This is a genomic window from Arthrobacter sp. MDT1-49-2 (assembly GCF_059090185.1).
The window spans coordinates 55717-72825 of sequence record NZ_JBNHFK010000006.1 but is presented as its reverse complement, the minus strand read 5'-3'; the positions used below and the strand labels follow the sequence as shown (position 1 = coordinate 72825).

The window sequence follows — 17109 nt, the reverse complement described above, 5'->3', positions numbered from 1 at the left end:
CGGCAGGCGTGAACGCATCGCGGAAATGACCTCAGGCCCGCTGGCCGGCCAATGGCGTGACACGCTGCTCCTGGAGAGGCGCAGGTTCGGCGGCGGCAGCCGGGAAGCTAGACCTCGCGGTTGACTACGGCCCGGGCAAAGGACGCCAGGGCTTCCTTCACCACCGAGTTCGGCAGCGGGGCGAGAGCCGCCACGGCGTCCTCCGACCATCCACGGGCTACGGCCCAGGCTTCGTCGGTCACCGGGCTGGCACGCAGTGCGGCAACGGCTTCAGCCAGCGCCTCATCCGAGGACAGGTCCCGTTCCACCAGCTCCAGCACCGCCGCGGCGTCGGCGTCCCCGCCGGCAGCTGCGCGGCGCAGCAGCAGCACCGGCAGTGTCGGCACCCCTTCGCGCAGGTCGGTACCGGGGGTTTTGCCGGACTTCTCCTGAATGCCGGTCACATCGATGACGTCGTCGGCCAGCTGGAAGGCAATACCCACCTTTTCGCCGTATTCGACCATAATGTCGATAACGTCCTGACCTGCGCCGGAGAACAGTGCACCGAACTGCCCGGAGGCGGCGATCAGCGAACCGGTCTTGTCCGCAATCACGGACAGATAGTGCTCCAAGGGATCCTGCCCCTCGGCCGGGCCGACGGTCTCATGCAGCTGGCCCATGCACAGCCGCTCAAAGGTGCGGGCCTGGATGGCCAGCGCAGGCCCGCCCAGCGCCGAAACCAGGCTGGAGGCACGGGCGAAGATCAGGTCCCCGGTGAGTACCGCTACGGAGTTTCCCCAGATTTCGTGCGCCGTGGGGGCACCCCGGCGGTAGGGAGCTTCGTCCATCACGTCGTCGTGGTACAGGGTGGCCAGGTGCGTCAGCTCCACCACAACGGCGGACTGGATGACCTTGTCCCCGGCTTCCTGCTCCCCGAGGTGGGACGCCAGCAGCGTCAGCAGCGGACGGATGCGTTTCCCGCCGGCCTCCACCAGATGCCGTGAGGTGGTGTCCGCAAACGGATCGGCGTTGGCAACGGCCTCGCGCAGCTGCACTTCCACCTGCTCCAGGGAGGCGACCATGGACGGCCCCAGCCTGGGATCTTCCGCCAGCAGTGCGAACCCTGGGGGCAAGGTGGAGGTGCTGGTCCCGGTCTCCGGGCTGGTGTTGGTGGATTCAGTCACTGTTCAAGACTAACTATTTGTCGGAACGGGTGGGCAAACGGCATCGTCGTCGTCATGCGTGCGGCTGGGACTGTCGGGAGCTTACCGGCGTTCCCTGGTTGCTCGCGGCCGGAACCAGCATTTCCAATATGGCAATCACTCTATCCTCAATGCCCTTGGAGTTTCGGTCCGTCAGGTTGGCCAGCATGCGGACCACGAACCGCATCAGCACGGGGATCGGCATTCCGGTGCGCAGTGCCAGCTTCATCACGGCAGGCCGCCCGATCATGGAAGCGAAGATACGGCCCAGTGTGAAGTGGCTGCCCCATTCCTGCCGCACGTGTCCGGCATAAGCCCGCAGTTCGACGTCGAACGCCGCCCTGGCAGAGAGAAGTCCGGGTGAGAGGGCGGCTCCGGCACCTTCGATGATGTGTTCGGCAGCGAACCGTGCAGACTCCATGGCGTAGGAAATGCCTTCGCCGTTGAAGGGGCTGACCATGCCTCCGGCGTCGCCGAGCAGCAGCAGGCCGGGCGAATAGTGCGGAGTGCGGTTGAAGCCCATCGGCAGCGCCGCACCGCGGATTTCGCCCACCTGGTTTTCCGGAGTGAAACCCCATTCGGCGGGCATGCCCGCGGTCCAGTCGCGCAGCACCTTCCGGTAATCCAGCTTGCCGAATTCCTTGGAGGAGTTCAGGATGCCCAGCCCCACGTTGGAGGTGCCGTCCCCCACGCCGAAGACCCAGCCGTAGCCTGGCAGCGGGTTTCCGGAGGCGTCAGGAAGTTCGAGCCAGCCTTCCATCCACTCATCATTGGTGCGCGGGCTTTCGAAATACGTACGGACGGCTACGCCCATGGGACGGTCGTCGCGCTTTTCAATGCCCAGGCTCAAGGCCGTGCGGGTGGAATTGCCGTCCGCAGCCAGCACGACGTCGGCCAGGAACGTCCGCTGGTCACCGGTCCGCCGCCCGTTTTCATCCAGGATGTTGGCGACGACGCCTTCCACCCGGCCATCCGCGGCGCGGACAGCGGAAACCACGGTGTGGCGCTCGAGGATCTTCGCTCCGGCGACCTCGGCATGGCGGGCCAGGGCTTCATCGAAGCCCAACCGGGTGCGGATCAGTCCGTAGTCGGGGAAATCCGAGAGCACCGGCCAGGGCAGCTCCAGTGTCCGGCCGCCGGCAATCAGGCGCAGGCCCTTGTTCCGGCGCCAGCCCTCCGATTCCTCGTGCGGCAGGCCCAGCAGCTGGATCTCACGGACCGCCCGGGGGGTCAGGCCGTCGCCGCAGACCTTTTCCCGCGGGAACGCGGTCTTTTCCAGGACTGTGACATCCACGCCCGCCGAGGCGAGGTAATACGCGGCAGTGGAACCCGCGGGGCCGGCTCCGACAATGAGGACCTTCACGCTGCCGGCTACCTCCCGGGCTTTACGGCCCGGTGAACGGCAACAATGCCGCCGGTCAGGTTCCGGTACGCCACATCGGACCATCCGGTCTCGGTGATCCAGGCAGCGAGGCTGTCCTGGTTGGGCCAGGCCCGGATGGATTCGGCCAGGTAGACATAGGCGTCGGGGTTGGACGCCACCTTGCGGGCAATGGGGGGAAGGGCGCGCATCAGGTACTCGGTGTACATGGTCCGCCACACCGGAATCACCGGCGAGGAGAATTCGGCAATGACCAGGCGTCCGCCGGGCTTGGTCACCCGGAGCATCTCGGCCAGTGCCTTCTTCGGCTCGTTGACGTTGCGCAGGCCAAAGGAAATGGTGGAGGCGTCAAAGGAGTTGTCCGCAAACGGCAGATTGGTGGCATCGCCTGCCACGAAGTCAATGTCCGGGCGGCGGCGCTTGCCGACCTTGAGCATTCCCAGCGAGAAGTCGCAGGCGACGACGTCGATGCCCGCATCGGCGTAGGGCTCACTGGAGGTGCCGGTGCCGGCCGCCAGGTCCAGGACCCGCTGTCCGGGTACGGCCCCCACGGCGTCCACCACAATGCGGCGCCAACGGCGTGTCTGTCCCAGGGACAGCACGTCATTAACGACGTCGTATTTGGGTGCCACGTCATCAAACATGGCAGCAACTTCATCCGGACGTTTTTCCAACGATGCGCGGTTCACCCAGCCATTGTCTCAAACAATGGGGTTCCGGCCGAACCGGACCGTGCCCTGTCGTGTTGCTCTCAGGATGGGGCGTGTAGTGGCAGGCCCGCGGCCGGGGCGGAGTAGTGTGGAATCACTATGACCACCCTGCGTTCTGTAACAGTGCCGGTCGGTGAGCGCTCCGCCACCATCGGCCTCTTGGAGTATCTGGTTCTTGATGAACAGCTGTGCTGGATCCGGCGGCAGGAGGGACTGGTGGGCTTCGGCGAAGCAGCCCGCTTCACCTCCAGCGGGCCGGAACGGTTCGCCCTCGCACAGCAGTGGTGGCGTGCCGTCCTGGCCGAAGCCGATGTCGATAATCCCCTGCCCCAGCCCGGCACCGGGCTGGTTGCCTTCGGGTCCTTTGCCTTCTCCAAGCGCTCCCCCTTTGAATCCCGTCTGGTGGTTCCGGAGATTGTGGTGGGGCTGCGCGACGGCGAGGCCTGGGTGACCTATACAACGGCCGATCCCGACGCCGAGGTCACTGCCGAAACAGCGGTCGACACCCTGGCCCGCTATCTCGATGACCTGCCGCTGTACCGCCAGAGCGACCCTGCGGACCGGATCCTGCCCGGGATGCTCAGTGAATCCGAATGGAAAAACGCGGTGGCACGTTCCGTCGCCCACATTGCCGCCGGCGACCTGAGCAAGATTGTGCTGGCCCGGGATGTCGCCGTGGAACTTGGCAGCCCGCTGGTCGCCTCCCAGGTGCTGCGCGAACTGGCCGTCCGTTACCGTGACTGCTGGACCTACTCCGTCGACGGCCTGATCGGCTCCACGCCCGAGATGCTGATCCGCGTCCAGAGCGGCACGGCGGAAGCGCGCGTCCTGGCCGGTACCCTGGACCGGGCCACTGCACCGGAGGATGATCCCGACTACGCAAAGCGGGTACTCGCCGGATCGGAAAAACAGCGGCACGAGCACCAGATCGCCATCGACTCCCTGACCCGCGCCCTGGAACCCTTCACGTCCTCCATGACGTCGCACTCCGAACCCTTTGTCCTGGAGCTGCCCAACGTCTGGCACCTGGCTTCCGATGTCACAGCCGAGCTCGCAGCGGATGAAACCGGAGCCGTCCCCACGCCGCTGACCCTCATCGAGGCACTCCATCCCACCGCTGCCGTCTGCGGCTTCCCCACCAGCGTGGCCGGAGAACTTATTAGTGAACTTGAACACATGGACCGCGGCCCGTATGCCGGTCCGGTGGGCTGGATGGACGGAGCCGGAAACGGCGAATGGGGCATCGCCCTACGCGGCGCCGTGGTCGAAAGCCCTACCGAAGTACGGCTTTATGCAGGGTGTGGAATTGTCGCCGGATCCAATCCTGCCGCGGAATTAGAGGAAACCTGGAGCAAGTTCCGGCCGATGCTGGAGGCTCTGGGACTGGACCGGCCCCGCGCGGTTCCGCGCCGTCCGTCTGAGTATGCATCGGCGCCCGCCGCATCCTGACCGGTTCGACACCCCGGCCCGCAAGGTCCGATGCATAGCCGTTTGGTTCGTTGCATAAATTTGCATTAGGTAGAATAGAAACTCGGAAGCGGGTTGGGGCCTGCTTCCGCACGCTGCCGCCCTGGAGACGGATTGGTTTTCCGCCTGCGGCCGAATCCCTTCCCTACCGACCAAAGGTTCTGAAACGCCATGCTGCATAAAGCCCGCACCGCCGTCGTCGCCGCCCTGGCTGCCGGCGCGCTGTCCCTGACCGCCTGCGGCGGGGGAACCGACACTGAAGAGTCCGGCCTTGCCCTGGTCAATGACGGCACCCTTACCGTTTGCTCCAACGTCCCCTTTGAACCGTTCGAATACGTAGTGGACGGCGAGTTCACCGGTTTCGACGTCGAACTCACCCGTGAGATCGCCAGCGGCATGGGACTGGAGCACGAGATGCAGAACGTCGGCTTCGACGGCCTGCAGAGCGGCACCGTGCTGGCTGCCCGCCAGTGCGACATGATTGCCGCAGCCATGACCGTCACGGATGAACGGGCCGAAAAGCTCGCCTTCTCCGACCCGTACTACGACTCACTGCAGTCCATCCTGGCCCCCGCCGGCTCCTCCATCACCTCCATGGCTGACCTGGACGGCAAGAAGGTAGGTGTCCAGCAGGGCACCACCGGTGAGAGCTATGCCCGGGACAATGCCCCCGAGGGCGCTGAGATCATGTCCTTCCAGACCGATGCGGAACTCTTCCAGTCACTGCAGGCAGGTGGCATCGACCTTGTTCTGCAGGACCTTCCGGTCAACCAGGACCACACCGAAGACGGCAAGTACGCCGTGACCGCCACCTTTGAAACCGGTGAGGTCTATGCCTTCGCCATGAAGAAGGACGGCAGCGCCGATCTGGCCGCACAGGTGAACGAACAGCTTGCCAACCTGCGGGAGAACGGCAAATACCAGGAGCTGTACGACAAGTACTTCACGGAGTAGCCTCCGCACCGGAGACAAGGCCCCTCGCGCCGGGCGGCGACATGTTGCCGAAATATGCGGTACGTACGCTCTAGACTGCATCCCAATACCAGTAAAGGGTGAGCCGGGTCACGCTGACCCGGCTCATACCGTCCGACGTAAGGTTGTAAAACAATGCCGCACAAAGCCCGTACCGCTGCCTTTGCCTTCCTGGCCATCGGCGCACTTTCGCTGACCGCTTGCGGTGGCGACGATTCCGCTGCCTCCGACGATGCCGGCGCAGAATTCAATCTCGTTTCCGAAGGGACCCTGACGGTCTGCTCCGACATCCCGTACGTGCCGTTCGAATACGAAGAGAACGGTGAATACACCGGCTTCGACATGGACATCGTCAAGGAGATCGCCTCGGGCCTGGGCCTCGAGCTTTCGGTCCAGGATGCCGGCTTCGAGGGCATTGCCAGCGGTACGGTGCTGGCGGCAAACCAGTGTGATCTCTCCGCCAGCGCCATCACCATCACGCCGGAACGCGAGGAAGCCATGGGCTTCGCCGACCCGTACTACGACTCACTGCAGTCGCTGCTGGTCCCCGCGGATTCGGACATCAAGAGCCTTGCGGACCTGGACGGCAAGAAGCTCGGCGTCCAGGGCAATACCACGGGCGAGTCCTATGCCCGGGAGAACGCCGCCGGTGCGGAGATCTTCGCCTACCCGAGCGATGCCGAACTGTTCCCGGCCATCCAGTCCGGCAATGTTGATGCCGTGCTCCAGGACCTGCCGGTTAACATTGGACACACCGAAGACGGTAAATTCACCATCGCCGAGGAATACCAGACCGATGAGTCCTACGGCTTCGCCATGGACAAGGACAACACCGAACTCGTCTCCGCCGTCAACGAGCAGCTCACTGAGATGCGCGACAGCGGCAAGTACCAGGAGATCTACGACAAGTACTTCACCGAATAACGCCTAGACAATCGAGTCGTCCCGGGCCGGGTGCCCGGGACGGCCTCTTTTCTTCCCCGGAAGGCCCCATCTTGAAACCCTCCACCCGCAGACGCCTCTTCCAGGGCGTCCTGTATGCCATCTTTGTCCTTGCCCTGGCAGCCGTTGCACTGCTCGCTGACTGGGAAGCCATCGGCGAGAACTTCTTCGACCCCGAGGTGGCCCGCGAGGCGTTCCCGACCATCATCACGGTGGCCGTAAAAAACACCATCATCTACACGGTGATCGCTTTTGCCGGCGGCCTGCTGCTCGGCTTGGTGCTTGCCCTGATGAAACTCTCCCCGGTGGCCCCGTACCGCTGGGCCGCCACGGCATACATTGAACTTTTCCGCGGGCTTCCGGCCCTGCTGGTGATTTTCGGTTTCGCCTTCGCCGTGCCGATTGCCTTCAACTGGCGTCCGCCGGGCGGCAGCGCCGGTGCCGGCCTGCTGGCCCTGATCATTGTCTCCGGCGCCTACATTGCCGAGACCATCCGTGCAGGCATCCAGGCGGTTCCCGCCGGCCAGGCCGAAGCCGCCCGTTCGCTGGGCATGAGTCCGATGTGGACCATGATCTCCGTGACCCTCCCCCAGGCCTTCCGGATCATCACTCCCCCGCTGACCAACGAACTGGTCATCCTGATCAAGGACACCTCGCTGCTCTTTATTGCAGGCATGGCGCTGCAGGACCGCGAGCTGACCACGTTCGCCCGCGACTCCGTCTCGCAGACGGCCAACGCCACGCCGCTGGTGCTGGCCGCGCTGATGTACCTGATCATTACGCTGCCGCTGACCCAGCTGGTGGCGAAGCTTGAACGACACAACCAGAGAGGCAGGTAGCAGTCATGAGCGTCGAGAAGAACGCCGCCCCTGCCATCGAGGTCCGCAACCTTCACAAGTCATTCGGCAGCAACGAAGTCCTCAAGGGCATCGACTTCCACGTTGACCAGGGCGAAGTGGTCTGCGTGATCGGCCCGTCCGGCTCCGGCAAGTCCACCCTGCTGCGCTGCGTCAACCGGCTGGAGGATCCCACCAGCGGCACCATCATGGTCGAAGGCGTGGACATCACGGACCCGGAGACGGACCTGGACAAGGTCCGTACGCGGATCGGCATGGTATTCCAGCAGTTCAACCTATTTCCGCACCTGAACGTGCTGCGCAACCTGACCCTGGCCCAGCGCCGGGCCAAGCGCCGCGGCAAGGCCGAAGCGGAGGAAACCGCGCGGCGGAACCTCGCCAAGGTGGGCCTGGCGGACCGTGCCGAGGCTTTCCCCGCCCAGCTTTCCGGCGGCCAGCAGCAGCGGGTGGCCATTGCCCGTGCCCTGTCCATGGACCCGGACATGATGCTTTTTGATGAGCCCACCAGTGCCCTGGACCCCGAGTTGGTGGGTGACGTGCTTGAAGTCATGCGCCAACTCGCCGAAGAGGGCATGACCATGATGGTGGTGACCCACGAAATGGGCTTCGCCCGCGAGGTGGGAGACCGCGTTGTCTTTATGGACGGCGGCGTAGTGGTGGAACAGGGACGCCCCGAGGACGTCCTGGGCAACCCGCAGCACGAACGCACCCGGGCCTTCCTCTCCAAGGTCCTCTAAGGCCGGCATATAACTACAAAAGCGCGGTTCGCACCTGGTGCGGACCGCGCTTTTTTGTGCCCTGCTAGCCGCGGAGTGACGAGGCCACTGCGGCCTGCACCCGGGCATGCAGCCCGCGCAGCGCATCCCGTGCCACAGGTACCTCCAGCACGGAACGGCCCTGTACCGGGGCGGCCAGCGCGCTTTCCAGTTCGGCAGCGGAACGGATGAGCTGGTGCCGCACCCCGTAGCCGCGGCACAGCGCGGCGAGGTCCGTCTGGTGCGGGGTGCCGAAGAACCGTTCCACCAGTGCGGTGTACTTCGGGTCTTCGCCCAGGGCACCGTGTTCCAGCACCGAGAAGATCCCGCCGCCGGCGTCGTTGAGCACCACTATCTGCAGGTCCGGTTCGGTCTCCCCCGCGCCCAAAAGCAGGGCGCCGACGTCGTGCAGAAACGTCAGGTCCCCCAGCAGCAGCCGGGTGGGGATCCCGTTGGCCAGCGCGATGCCGGCAGCGGTGGAAATGGTGCCGTCAATGCCGGCGAGTCCGCGGTTGGCGTACACATCCAACGGATGCCAGTCAGGGGAAGCCACCAGGTCCATATCGCGGATGACGTTGGAGGAGCCAAGCACCAGGTTGGTATCGGCGGCGTCCCAGACCAGGTCCGCGACCTGCAGGCCGGTCAGTTCCGTCTGTGCCGCCAGCAGATTGGTGAGCGCGCTCTGTGCCGCCTCTGAAGCGGCCCGCCAGCGCTCCAGCCAGCCCGGGGCACCCGTACCGGCAAAGGCCAGTAGTCCGGGGATGTCGCTGATGATGGTTTCGCTCCGCCGCCCGGGGGTAAACCAGTTCACGGGCCGGGGAAGATACAGTGCCTTCTCGACGTCGTCGCGTGCCAGCAGTGCGGCCACCGGGCGGGAGAGCGTGGGGCGTCCAAAGACCACCACGCGTTCAATGTCCGGGCCCAGCTCCGGCAGCAGCAGCCGGTACGCGTTGACGGCGTTCGGGCCGAAGCGGGCATTGGAAGAGGGCTCGGCCAGCAACGGCAGGCCCGTGCGCAGCGCAAAGAGTGCGGCCAGTTCCCCCGCTCCGTCACCGGCCACAACGACGGTGCGATGGGTTCCGGGAAGCGGCGAAGCCGGGGCCGGCACCCGGTCAGCCACCGTAACCTCGGGCAGGGCGGCACGGGTCTCCGGGACATCCAGGGAGAGCGGGTCTCCGGAATCCGGCGTCAGCGGGTCCCGGAACTGCAGGTTGACGTGTACCGGACCGGCCGGGACACCGTTGCCCAGCTGCGCCAGGGCGGTGGAAATAACCCCTGCCGGATCGGTACCGGCTTCGACGTCCACTGCCGCGGCCGGAAAGCCGGCAAAGATGCCCGGCTGGACGGTGGTCTGGTTTGCCCCGGTGCCGTGCAGTTCGCCGGGCCGGTCCGCTGAGAGGACCACCAGCGGGACTCCGGAGTGGTGCGCTTCCATCACGGCTGGGAGCAGTTCGCCTACGGCTGTGCCCGACGTCGTCACCACGGCGGACGGCCGGCGTCCGCCGCGGGCCAGGCCCAGGGCAGTGAACCCTGCGACCCGTTCATCGATGCGCACGTGCACGCGCATCCGTTCCTGCAGTTCTGCCTCCGCCAGTGCGTACGCCAGCGGGGCGCTGCGGGAGCCGGGGGCAATCACGACGTCGCGTACTCCGGCCTCCGCGAGTGCGGCGACGGCGGAGCGGGCGGCCTGCAGGGAACTCAGGGATCCAGTCACCCTTCCATCCTAGGGGGCCGGTGTGGGGGCGGTGTGGCGGCAATCCGGTCCACCGCCCCCGTTGCGGGTGGCTGGCTTCCCTACGGCACAGGCAGGTTGTCCTCTGGACGGGCAGGCCCGCCCACCTGCGGAACCGGCAGGTCGGCCGGCTGCCCCGAGGGCTGAACGGGCTGCCCGCCGGACCGGGCGGGTTCACCTGCCGGCATAGCGGTCCGCGTAACCTGCCCCTCTGCCGGCTTTGCCGCGGCGGCCGGGATGTCCCCGTCCCCGACGTTCCCCTCCCGGATGTCCCCGTCCCGGCCGCCCTTGTTCCTGCCGGCAACGTTGAAGATCAGGTTGAGCACAATGGCGGATAGGCAGGCCAGCACAATGCTGTTCTCCACAACTATCTGCAGTGACGCCGGAAAGCCGCTGAAGATTCCCGGCTTGCTCACCGGGACCATGGCCAGGCCAAGGCTGACGCTGACTATGAGGATGTTGCGGGCATCGTTCAGGTCCACCCGGCCCAGGATGCCGATACCCACTGCGGCCACGCCGCCAAAGAGCACCATGGCGGCGCCGCCCAGCACCGGCATGGGAATGGCGGCCACAACTGCGGAGATCTGGGGGAAGAGCCCCATCAGGACCAGCAGCACACCGGCCGCGGTGATGGCCCACCGGCTCTTCACCCCGGAGAGGCGGATGAGTCCGACGTTCTGGGCATAGGCCGTAAACGGGAAGGAGTTGAACACTCCTCCGAGCATCGTGGACAGCCCGTCCGCCCGGAGAGTGGCGGCAACGCGTTTTTCATCGACCTTCTCCCCCGTAATGTCGCCGATGGCCAGGGCGTCGCTGGTGGTCTCCACCATGGTGATCAGCATGACGATGATCATCGCGAGGACGGCCGAGAAGTGGAAGGTCGGCAGGCCAAAGGCGAAGGGGGCGGGGAACTCGAAAACGGATGCAGTGCCGACGCCGGAGAAATCCACCAGACCGAAAGGAATGGCTATCAGGGTGCCCAGGACCAGGCCCAGCAGCACGGCGATCCGTCCCAGGAAGCCGGAAAATATCCGTGAGACGGCAAGGATGATGACCAGGGTGGAGACAGCCAGCAGCAGGTTCGGACCGGAGATGGCGGTGGTTGCCTGGTCCCCTCCCACCATCCAATTCGCGGCAATGGGGATCAGCGAAATGCCGATGGCGGCAATGGTGGTCCCGGTGACCACCGGGGGAAAGAGGAAGAGCACCCTGCTGAAGAATGGGGCGGCAATAAAGGTGAACAGGCCGGCGGCGATCACCGAGCCGAAGATGGCGGGCAGTCCCCATTCGCCGCCGATCAGGATCATGGGGGCCACCGCCGTGAACGTGGTGCCCTGGACAATGGGCAGCCTGGCGCCAATGTTCCAGATGCCGACGGACTGCAGGATGGTCGCCACCCCGCTGGTCAGGGCGGTGACGGCCAGAAGGTAGATCACCTGTTCCTGCGGAAGCTGCAGGGCCACGGCGAGAACCAGCGGCGCCGCCGCGATGCTCGCATACATGGCCAGCAGGTGCTGGGCACCTGCCAGTACCAGTTTGGCGGGCGGGAGCTTCTCATCGACTCCGGTTAGCGCTTCGGACATGTCCGTTCCTTTCACTGGGGTGGCGTTCTTCACGGTTAGGCCCCGCTCCGCGCCCGGAGGGCGAGCGCACTTTCGCGGAAGCGGCGGCGGACTTCGGTTTCATCGACGCCGGGAATCTGTTTGTCATCGAGCAGGACCTGTCCCGCCACGATGGTGAAGCGGACATCGTCTGCACGGCTCGCATACGCGAGGGTGGATTCCGGATCGTAGACGGGCATGGTGTGGGCGGTATCAAAATCCACCACCACAATGTCGGCAGGATGGCCGGGAGCCAGCTGGCCCAGCTCGGGCCGGTGCATCGCGGCCGCCGAGCCGGTGGTGGCAAGGTTGAGCAGCTGCCGGGTCGGCAGGAAGAGCGGGTCCTGCGTGCGGTCCTTGTGGATGAGGCCGGCGAATTTCATTTCCTGGAACAGGTCCATGGTGTTGTGGCTGGCCGGCCCGTCCGTTGCCAGTCCGACGGTGATCCCCGCGTCCGTCACTGCCCCCAGGTCCAAGGTGCCGGAGACCAGTTTCGCGTTACTGACCGGACAATGGGCAATCTTCACGCCGCGCTCGGCCAGGATCCGGCGGTCGACGTCGTCCAGCCGGGTGCAGTGCGCGGCCGTGACATCGCGGCCGAGGAAGCCCATGGACTCCAGCCACTGCACGCTGGTGGTCCCGTAGGTGTCCTGCATGTAGCGCACTTCGTTCATGCCCTCAGCCAGGTGGGTGTGGATGGAGACCCCGTACTCGTCCGCCACCTTCCGGGTCAGCTTCCACATCTCCTCGCCCACCGAATAGGGCGCGTGCGGAGAGAGCGCAACCTGGATCCGGCCGTTGCCGGCCATGTGGTGCCGCTCGACTTTCTCGCCGAAGTTCTCCAATGCCCGCCAGGACCAGGCGGAGATGGGCTCGTAGATCCCGCGGTCCGCAAACCCGTAGCCGAGGGTGGCCCGGAGCGGAATAACTTTCAGCGCCTCGACCTCCGGTTCCACGGCATAGGCGTCAAAGTGCTCGTTGAAGCAGGTAATGCCGGAGCGGACCATTTCGATGAGGCCGCACAGACTTGCCCAATAAAGCGTTTCCGGATCGAAGTTCTGCTTGAGCTTCCACATGGATTCCAGCCAGGACCACAGCTCCGCGTCTTCATCCAGGCCGCGCAGGAGCATGTTTGAGGCATTGTGCGTGTGCGAATTGATGAAGCCGGGCATGATCGCCCCGCCGCGGGCATCGATGATCCGGCCGGCGCCGGTGACGTCAATGGACCCGGCAGTACCAATCCGGTCAATGACCCCGCCGCTGAAGGTGACGACACCGTCCGGTATGGGGGGCTGGTTGTTCATCGGCAGGACATAACCGTTTATTACTGCGACATCTTCTGGACCCAAACTCACCGATAGCGCCTTCCGTCTCGTTCAATCCGGCGTTCCGGACGCCGTTAGACAGAGATTCGCAGACACATGTTTCCGGTGCGTGTTGGTATGTTTCGGCCGTGTTCCCGACTCGGAAGGCTTCCGGCCACGGCCGTCCTGCCAGCTCAGCCGCCCCGTTATCAGCCACCCCGTAGAGGAACCGCTTCTGGCATGATGACGGGGTGCGATCAGCGCGGCCCTGCTGCACAGGGCCTTCCGCACGGACAGAACCAGGACCGGCCATGCCCCTTTCTATCCCCGCTTCTTCTACGCCCGCTTCTTCTTCGCCCGCTTCTTCTTCGACCCCCGCACCTTCCGTGGAACTGCACACCCTTCCGGGTGACTACGTGATCGCACGGCTTCCTGCGACCGCCGAGGTCCCGGCGGCATTTACGGCGCCGGTTCCCGGGGCCGGATTCGTGTCGGTCACCCGCACCCCGCAGGAGCTTTCGCTGGTCTGCCCGGCTGCACTGGCGCCGGCGGACACCGAAACCGACGGCCCTTGGGCGGCCGTGTACGCAGCCGGCCCGATGCCTTTCGGCCTGACCGGAGTTGTCACTTCGCTGGTGGCACCGCTGTCCGCCGCGGGCTGCCCGGTTTTTGTGGTTTCCACCTTTGACGGAGACATCCTGCTGGTTCCCTCGAAGGATTACGCACGGGCCTGCGGTTTGCTGCTCGAGGCAGGCCACACGCTCCGCCGGACGCCCGAGGCTGAGGCTGAGGCTGAGGCTGAGGCACCCGGGTAACCCGGGTAACCGGGGGAACCGGGGGAACCGGAGGAACCGGGGGAACCAGGGGAACCGGGGTAACCAAAAGCTGGATGGCCCGTATAACTGGGGCCCGGCCGGGTACCGGTAACCGGACTCAGGCCGGCCCGGCCGCAGAGACGGTCCCGCCCGACGCCAGCAGCGCGTGGACACGGTCCAGACGATCCAGCCACCACCGGGTACGTTCGGGGGATGCCGCGAACCGCTCCAGCAGGCCCTCCGATACCGGAACGTCCCGCACGGCCAGGGCACCGCCGTCGGGCAGCAGCGGTTCATCGGTCACGTCGCCGGCCATCAGGGACAGGGTGCCCAACCCGCACGCGTAGGGCAGTTCCGGCAGTGCTGCGGCCAGGGCGACGCCGGTACGGATGCCTACGGAGGTATCAATGGCCGAGCTCACCACCGCCGGCAGCCCGGCCTGCTTCACTATTTCCACTGCCCGGCGCACTCCGCCCAGCGGTGCGGCCTTGATGACGATCAGGTCCGCGGCGTCTTCCCGTGCCACCTTCAGCGGATCCGTTTCCTTCCGTACGCTTTCATCCGCAGCAATCAGGACCGGTACACCGCGGCGCCGCAGTTCCGTGCGTACCGCCCGCAGCCCGTCAATACCGGCTACCGGCTGTTCCGCGTACTCCAGGCCGGCTTCGGCCAGCCGGGTCAGCGTATCGACGGCGGTGGGCACGTCCCAGCCCGCGTTGGCATCCACGCGGATCCCGGCGCCGGGCAGCAGCCGGCGCACTTCCGCCACCCGGGCGAGGTCCTCGGCCGGGGATTGTCCGGCTTCGGCCACCTTCACCTTGACCGCGGACACGGAACCGAAACGCGCCAGCACGGTTTCTACCTGGTCCACGTCCACCGCCGGGACCGTTCCGTTGACCGGAATGGAGGTTCTCAGCGGTGCCGGATATCCGTGCTCGGCGGCTTCCAGGGCGGATGCCAGCCAGGGGACGGCTTCCTCGTCCGCGTATTCCGGGAACGGGGAAAACTCGCCCCACCCGGCGGGCCCGTGCAGCAGCAGCGCCTCGCGCTGCAGGATGCCGCGGAATTTCACCCGCATGGGAATGGACACCACACGGGCGCTTTCACGGAGTACGGAGCGGTCCGGATTTTTCCAATTCGACACCCTGCCAGCCTACGCTTTGCCTCCCTGTACCCGTCCCGGCAGCCCTGCTCAGGCAACCACCAAGATGATGTGGCAATCTGGAACCAATGGATACTCGCAATTTGCTGGCACAGCGCTCCCGGGCACAACGCCCGGCTGCGCATAATCCGGCGCTCTTCCTCTTTGCCGCTCTGTGCTGCGCTGCGGGCGTAGCCGTGACGTATTGGTTTTTTGTCCGGACCACCACCGGGCAGCTGGCTGACGAGTCCGCTTTCAAGGAAGCCGAACTCATCGCCGCCGGCAACCACCTGCCCGTCATTTCCTTCCTGGACAACCTGCCGCTGATCTCGGTGTTCATCGCCGGAATAGTGGTGGTGTTCGTGTCCATCCTGCGGCACCGCCTTTCCCCGGCGGTCATTGCCTTGGGCACCTTCGCGGCGGCGAATATCAGCAGCCAGCTGCTCAAACGGCTGGTGCTGGACCGGCCGGACCGCGGCGTCCTCACCCTGGACTTCAATTCGCTGCCTTCGGGGCACACCACGCTGGCGGCCTCGGCTGCGGCGGCGGTTTTCCTGCTGGCTGCCCCGCGGTGGCGGCCGCTGGCCGCGTTCTGGGGCGGCTGCTATGCCATCCTCGCGGGGGCCGCAACGTTCCTGAACACCTGGCACCGGCCGGCCGACGTCGTCGCCTCACTCCTGGTGGTCTCGGCCTGGACCCTGATCGGAGGCCTGGTCATGATGCGGACCAACCCGGAGTGGAACCGGTGGCCGGCGGCCGGACGCGGACAGGGCGCGGCACGGGCGGTCACCCTGCTTTGTGCGATTCCCGGGACCCTGGCAGCCCTGTTCAGCCTGGGGCTGTACTTCTACGCCCGCTGGGATGCCGCACCCGTCGCCACAGCCGCTCCCCTCTACTTCTGGGCAGGACTGGCCCTCATCGCGGGCGTTGGCCTGCTGATCAGCGCCCTTGCCTGCTGGCTCTTCAGCCAGCAGGCCGGCGATCCGGCGCGGCGCTAGCGGCCCTGCCCGGCTTCCCCTTGGGTACCCAGCACCAGAGGACGACGGCGCCGGCCAGTCCCAGCAGCGCGGTGGCCAGAATGCCGGCGGACAGGGAGACCAAGGCGGTGACACCGGACAGGATGCCCGGCCCGCCCATGGTGCCCAGATCGGCCAGCAGCCGCCAGACACCCAGGAACTGCGGACGCCCCGGCGAAGGGGAAAAGTCCGCCCCGAGGGTCATGACAATCCCCGAACCGATGCCGTTGCCGAAGCCGATCAGCAGAGCCGCCAGCAGCAGGCCCGTCGCTTCGGTGGCCAGCGGCAGCAGTCCCAGCCCCACTCCCATAACGAGCATGCAGGGCACGGCCACCGAACGCCGCCCCCGAGTGTCCATGGCTTTGCCTGCCGGATAGAAGATCAGCATGTCGATGGCACCGGAGAGCCCGTAGATCAGCGCCGTCTGGGTGGGGTCCAGGCCTATGTGCTGCCCCCAGAGCGGAATGACGGCCTGGCGGGTGGCCCGGACCGCGGCGATCAGCAGGATTCCAATACCGATGGTCCGGAACACCCGGGCATGGCTGCGCACGATCGCCCGGACGGTGGGGGCGGGAACCGCTGCGGGCGAGGCAGCCGTGCCAGCGCCCGGGTTGCGGGGACCCGGGCCGCGGCCGCTTGGGCCGCCGGCCCCGGGACGGACGGCCAGGTCCGGCACTGTCAGGCTGAGCACTCCGGCGCCCAGGGCGGCGGCGGCCCCCACCCAGTACGCGCCCGTGGTGCCCAGGAAGTGGATGGCTCCGGCGCCGGCGAACGGACCGATGAAGACCCCGATCCGGTTCACGCCGCCCAGGGTGGACAGGGCCCGTGCACGGAAGTGCAGCGGCACGGCCTCCGTCAGGTAGCTCTGCCGGGCCAGCCCGAACACCGAACCGGCCATGCCGATCATAAAAACGGCCACCGCGAAGACCCAGAGGACGGGCACCGAGGCCGCCAGGATCATGGCGAGTGCACACCACGCCGCGGCCACCACCAGGGCCCACTTTTCCCCGAACCGTGTGGTCACCACCGTGGCCGGAACGTTGGTCAGAAGCGACCCGACACCGGTGAGGGTGATGACCAGGGCGGCCAGGGCTACGGTGGCGCCAAGCCCCCGGGCGCTGAGTGCAATTACGGGCAGGATGGCCCCGGTCGCCAGCCCGTAGAGCAGGGTGGGCCCGTAGGCCGGAACGGCTATACGTCGAAGGCTGAAATCATCCGCTGGCACAGCCCCAGAC

General features: G+C 66.2%; 15 protein-coding genes. 7 read left to right on the top strand and 8 right to left on the bottom strand.

What is annotated here, in order from left to right; genetic code table 11:
• Positions 1 to 107: 107 nt before the first annotated feature.
• Genes AC5RTS_RS09800 through AC5RTS_RS09790 form a run of 3 tightly spaced genes read right to left on the bottom strand, consistent with a single transcriptional unit; the run spans position 108 to position 3251 of the window.
• Positions 108 to 1163, bottom strand: a complete 1056-nt coding sequence (locus tag AC5RTS_RS09800) for a polyprenyl synthetase family protein (RefSeq protein ID WP_493991876.1) — start codon at positions 1161 to 1163, stop codon at positions 108 to 110.
• 52 nt (positions 1164 to 1215) lie between these two features.
• A complete protein-coding gene (locus tag AC5RTS_RS09795; protein ID WP_493991875.1) occupies positions 1216 to 2544 on the bottom strand; it encodes a geranylgeranyl reductase family protein in 1329 nt (442 codons plus the stop codon).
• 8 nt (positions 2545 to 2552) lie between these two features.
• Positions 2553 to 3251 (bottom strand): demethylmenaquinone methyltransferase, encoded by a 699-nt coding sequence (locus AC5RTS_RS09790; protein WP_493991874.1) that lies wholly within the window; start codon positions 3249 to 3251, stop codon positions 2553 to 2555.
• Between the two features lie 120 nt (positions 3252 to 3371).
• Here AC5RTS_RS09790 and AC5RTS_RS09785 point away from each other — a divergent pair, with 120 nt between their 5' ends.
• The 5 genes from AC5RTS_RS09785 (at position 3372) to AC5RTS_RS09765 (ending at position 8247) form a co-directional block, all read left to right on the top strand.
• On the top strand, positions 3372 to 4721 hold the full coding sequence (locus tag AC5RTS_RS09785; protein ID WP_493991873.1) for an isochorismate synthase: 1350 nt from the start codon (positions 3372 to 3374) through the stop codon (positions 4719 to 4721).
• Between the two features lie 189 nt (positions 4722 to 4910).
• Positions 4911 to 5693, top strand: coding sequence for a transporter substrate-binding domain-containing protein (locus AC5RTS_RS09780; RefSeq protein WP_493991872.1), 783 nt, complete (start codon positions 4911 to 4913; stop codon positions 5691 to 5693).
• Between the two features lie 153 nt (positions 5694 to 5846).
• Positions 5847 to 6635, top strand: a complete 789-nt coding sequence (locus AC5RTS_RS09775) for a basic amino acid ABC transporter substrate-binding protein (protein WP_493991871.1) — start codon at positions 5847 to 5849, stop codon at positions 6633 to 6635.
• 71 nt (positions 6636 to 6706) lie between these two features.
• Complete coding sequence (locus tag AC5RTS_RS09770; RefSeq protein ID WP_227928667.1) at positions 6707 to 7492, top strand: amino acid ABC transporter permease; 786 nt, start codon at positions 6707 to 6709, stop codon at positions 7490 to 7492.
• Positions 7493 to 7497: 5 nt separating this feature from the next.
• Positions 7498 to 8247, top strand: coding sequence for an amino acid ABC transporter ATP-binding protein (locus AC5RTS_RS09765; protein ID WP_227902411.1), 750 nt, complete (start codon positions 7498 to 7500; stop codon positions 8245 to 8247).
• 64 nt (positions 8248 to 8311) lie between these two features.
• On the opposite strand, the gene menD is transcribed toward AC5RTS_RS09765, so the two are convergent.
• The 3 genes from menD to AC5RTS_RS09750 all read right to left on the bottom strand — a co-directional run bounded on the left by menD (position 8312) and on the right by AC5RTS_RS09750 (position 12902).
• Entirely contained in the window at positions 8312 to 9979 is a 1668-nt protein-coding gene (gene menD / locus AC5RTS_RS09760) for a 2-succinyl-5-enolpyruvyl-6-hydroxy-3-cyclohexene-1-carboxylic-acid synthase (protein ID WP_493991870.1), read from the bottom strand.
• Between the two features lie 80 nt (positions 9980 to 10059).
• Positions 10060 to 11580, bottom strand: a complete 1521-nt coding sequence (locus AC5RTS_RS09755; protein WP_493991869.1) for a nucleobase:cation symporter-2 family protein — start codon at positions 11578 to 11580, stop codon at positions 10060 to 10062.
• Between the two features lie 35 nt (positions 11581 to 11615).
• Positions 11616 to 12902: an amidohydrolase family protein gene (locus tag AC5RTS_RS09750; RefSeq protein ID WP_493991868.1), complete on the bottom strand. Its 1287-nt coding sequence runs from the start codon at positions 12900 to 12902 to the stop codon at positions 11616 to 11618.
• Positions 12903 to 13288: 386 nt separating this feature from the next.
• Here AC5RTS_RS09750 and AC5RTS_RS09745 point away from each other — a divergent pair, with 386 nt between their 5' ends.
• Positions 13289 to 13717 carry an ACT domain-containing protein gene (locus AC5RTS_RS09745; RefSeq protein WP_493991867.1) on the top strand — a complete coding sequence of 143 codons (429 nt, stop codon included), beginning with the start codon at positions 13289 to 13291 and terminating at the stop codon, positions 13715 to 13717.
• 118 nt (positions 13718 to 13835) lie between these two features.
• On the opposite strand, the gene AC5RTS_RS09740 is transcribed toward AC5RTS_RS09745, so the two are convergent.
• A complete protein-coding gene (locus AC5RTS_RS09740; RefSeq protein WP_493991866.1) occupies positions 13836 to 14861 on the bottom strand; it encodes an o-succinylbenzoate synthase in 1026 nt (341 codons plus the stop codon).
• 86 nt (positions 14862 to 14947) lie between these two features.
• On the opposite strand from AC5RTS_RS09740, the gene AC5RTS_RS09735 reads away from it, so the two are divergent.
• Entirely contained in the window at positions 14948 to 15856 is a 909-nt protein-coding gene (locus AC5RTS_RS09735) for a phosphatase PAP2 family protein (RefSeq protein ID WP_493991865.1), read from the top strand.
• On the opposite strand, the gene AC5RTS_RS09730 is transcribed toward AC5RTS_RS09735, so the two are convergent.
• A complete protein-coding gene (locus AC5RTS_RS09730; protein ID WP_493991864.1) occupies positions 15822 to 17099 on the bottom strand; it encodes an MFS transporter in 1278 nt (425 codons plus the stop codon). The genes AC5RTS_RS09735 and AC5RTS_RS09730 overlap by 35 nt on opposite strands.
• Between the last annotated feature and the right edge of the window lie 10 nt (positions 17100 to 17109).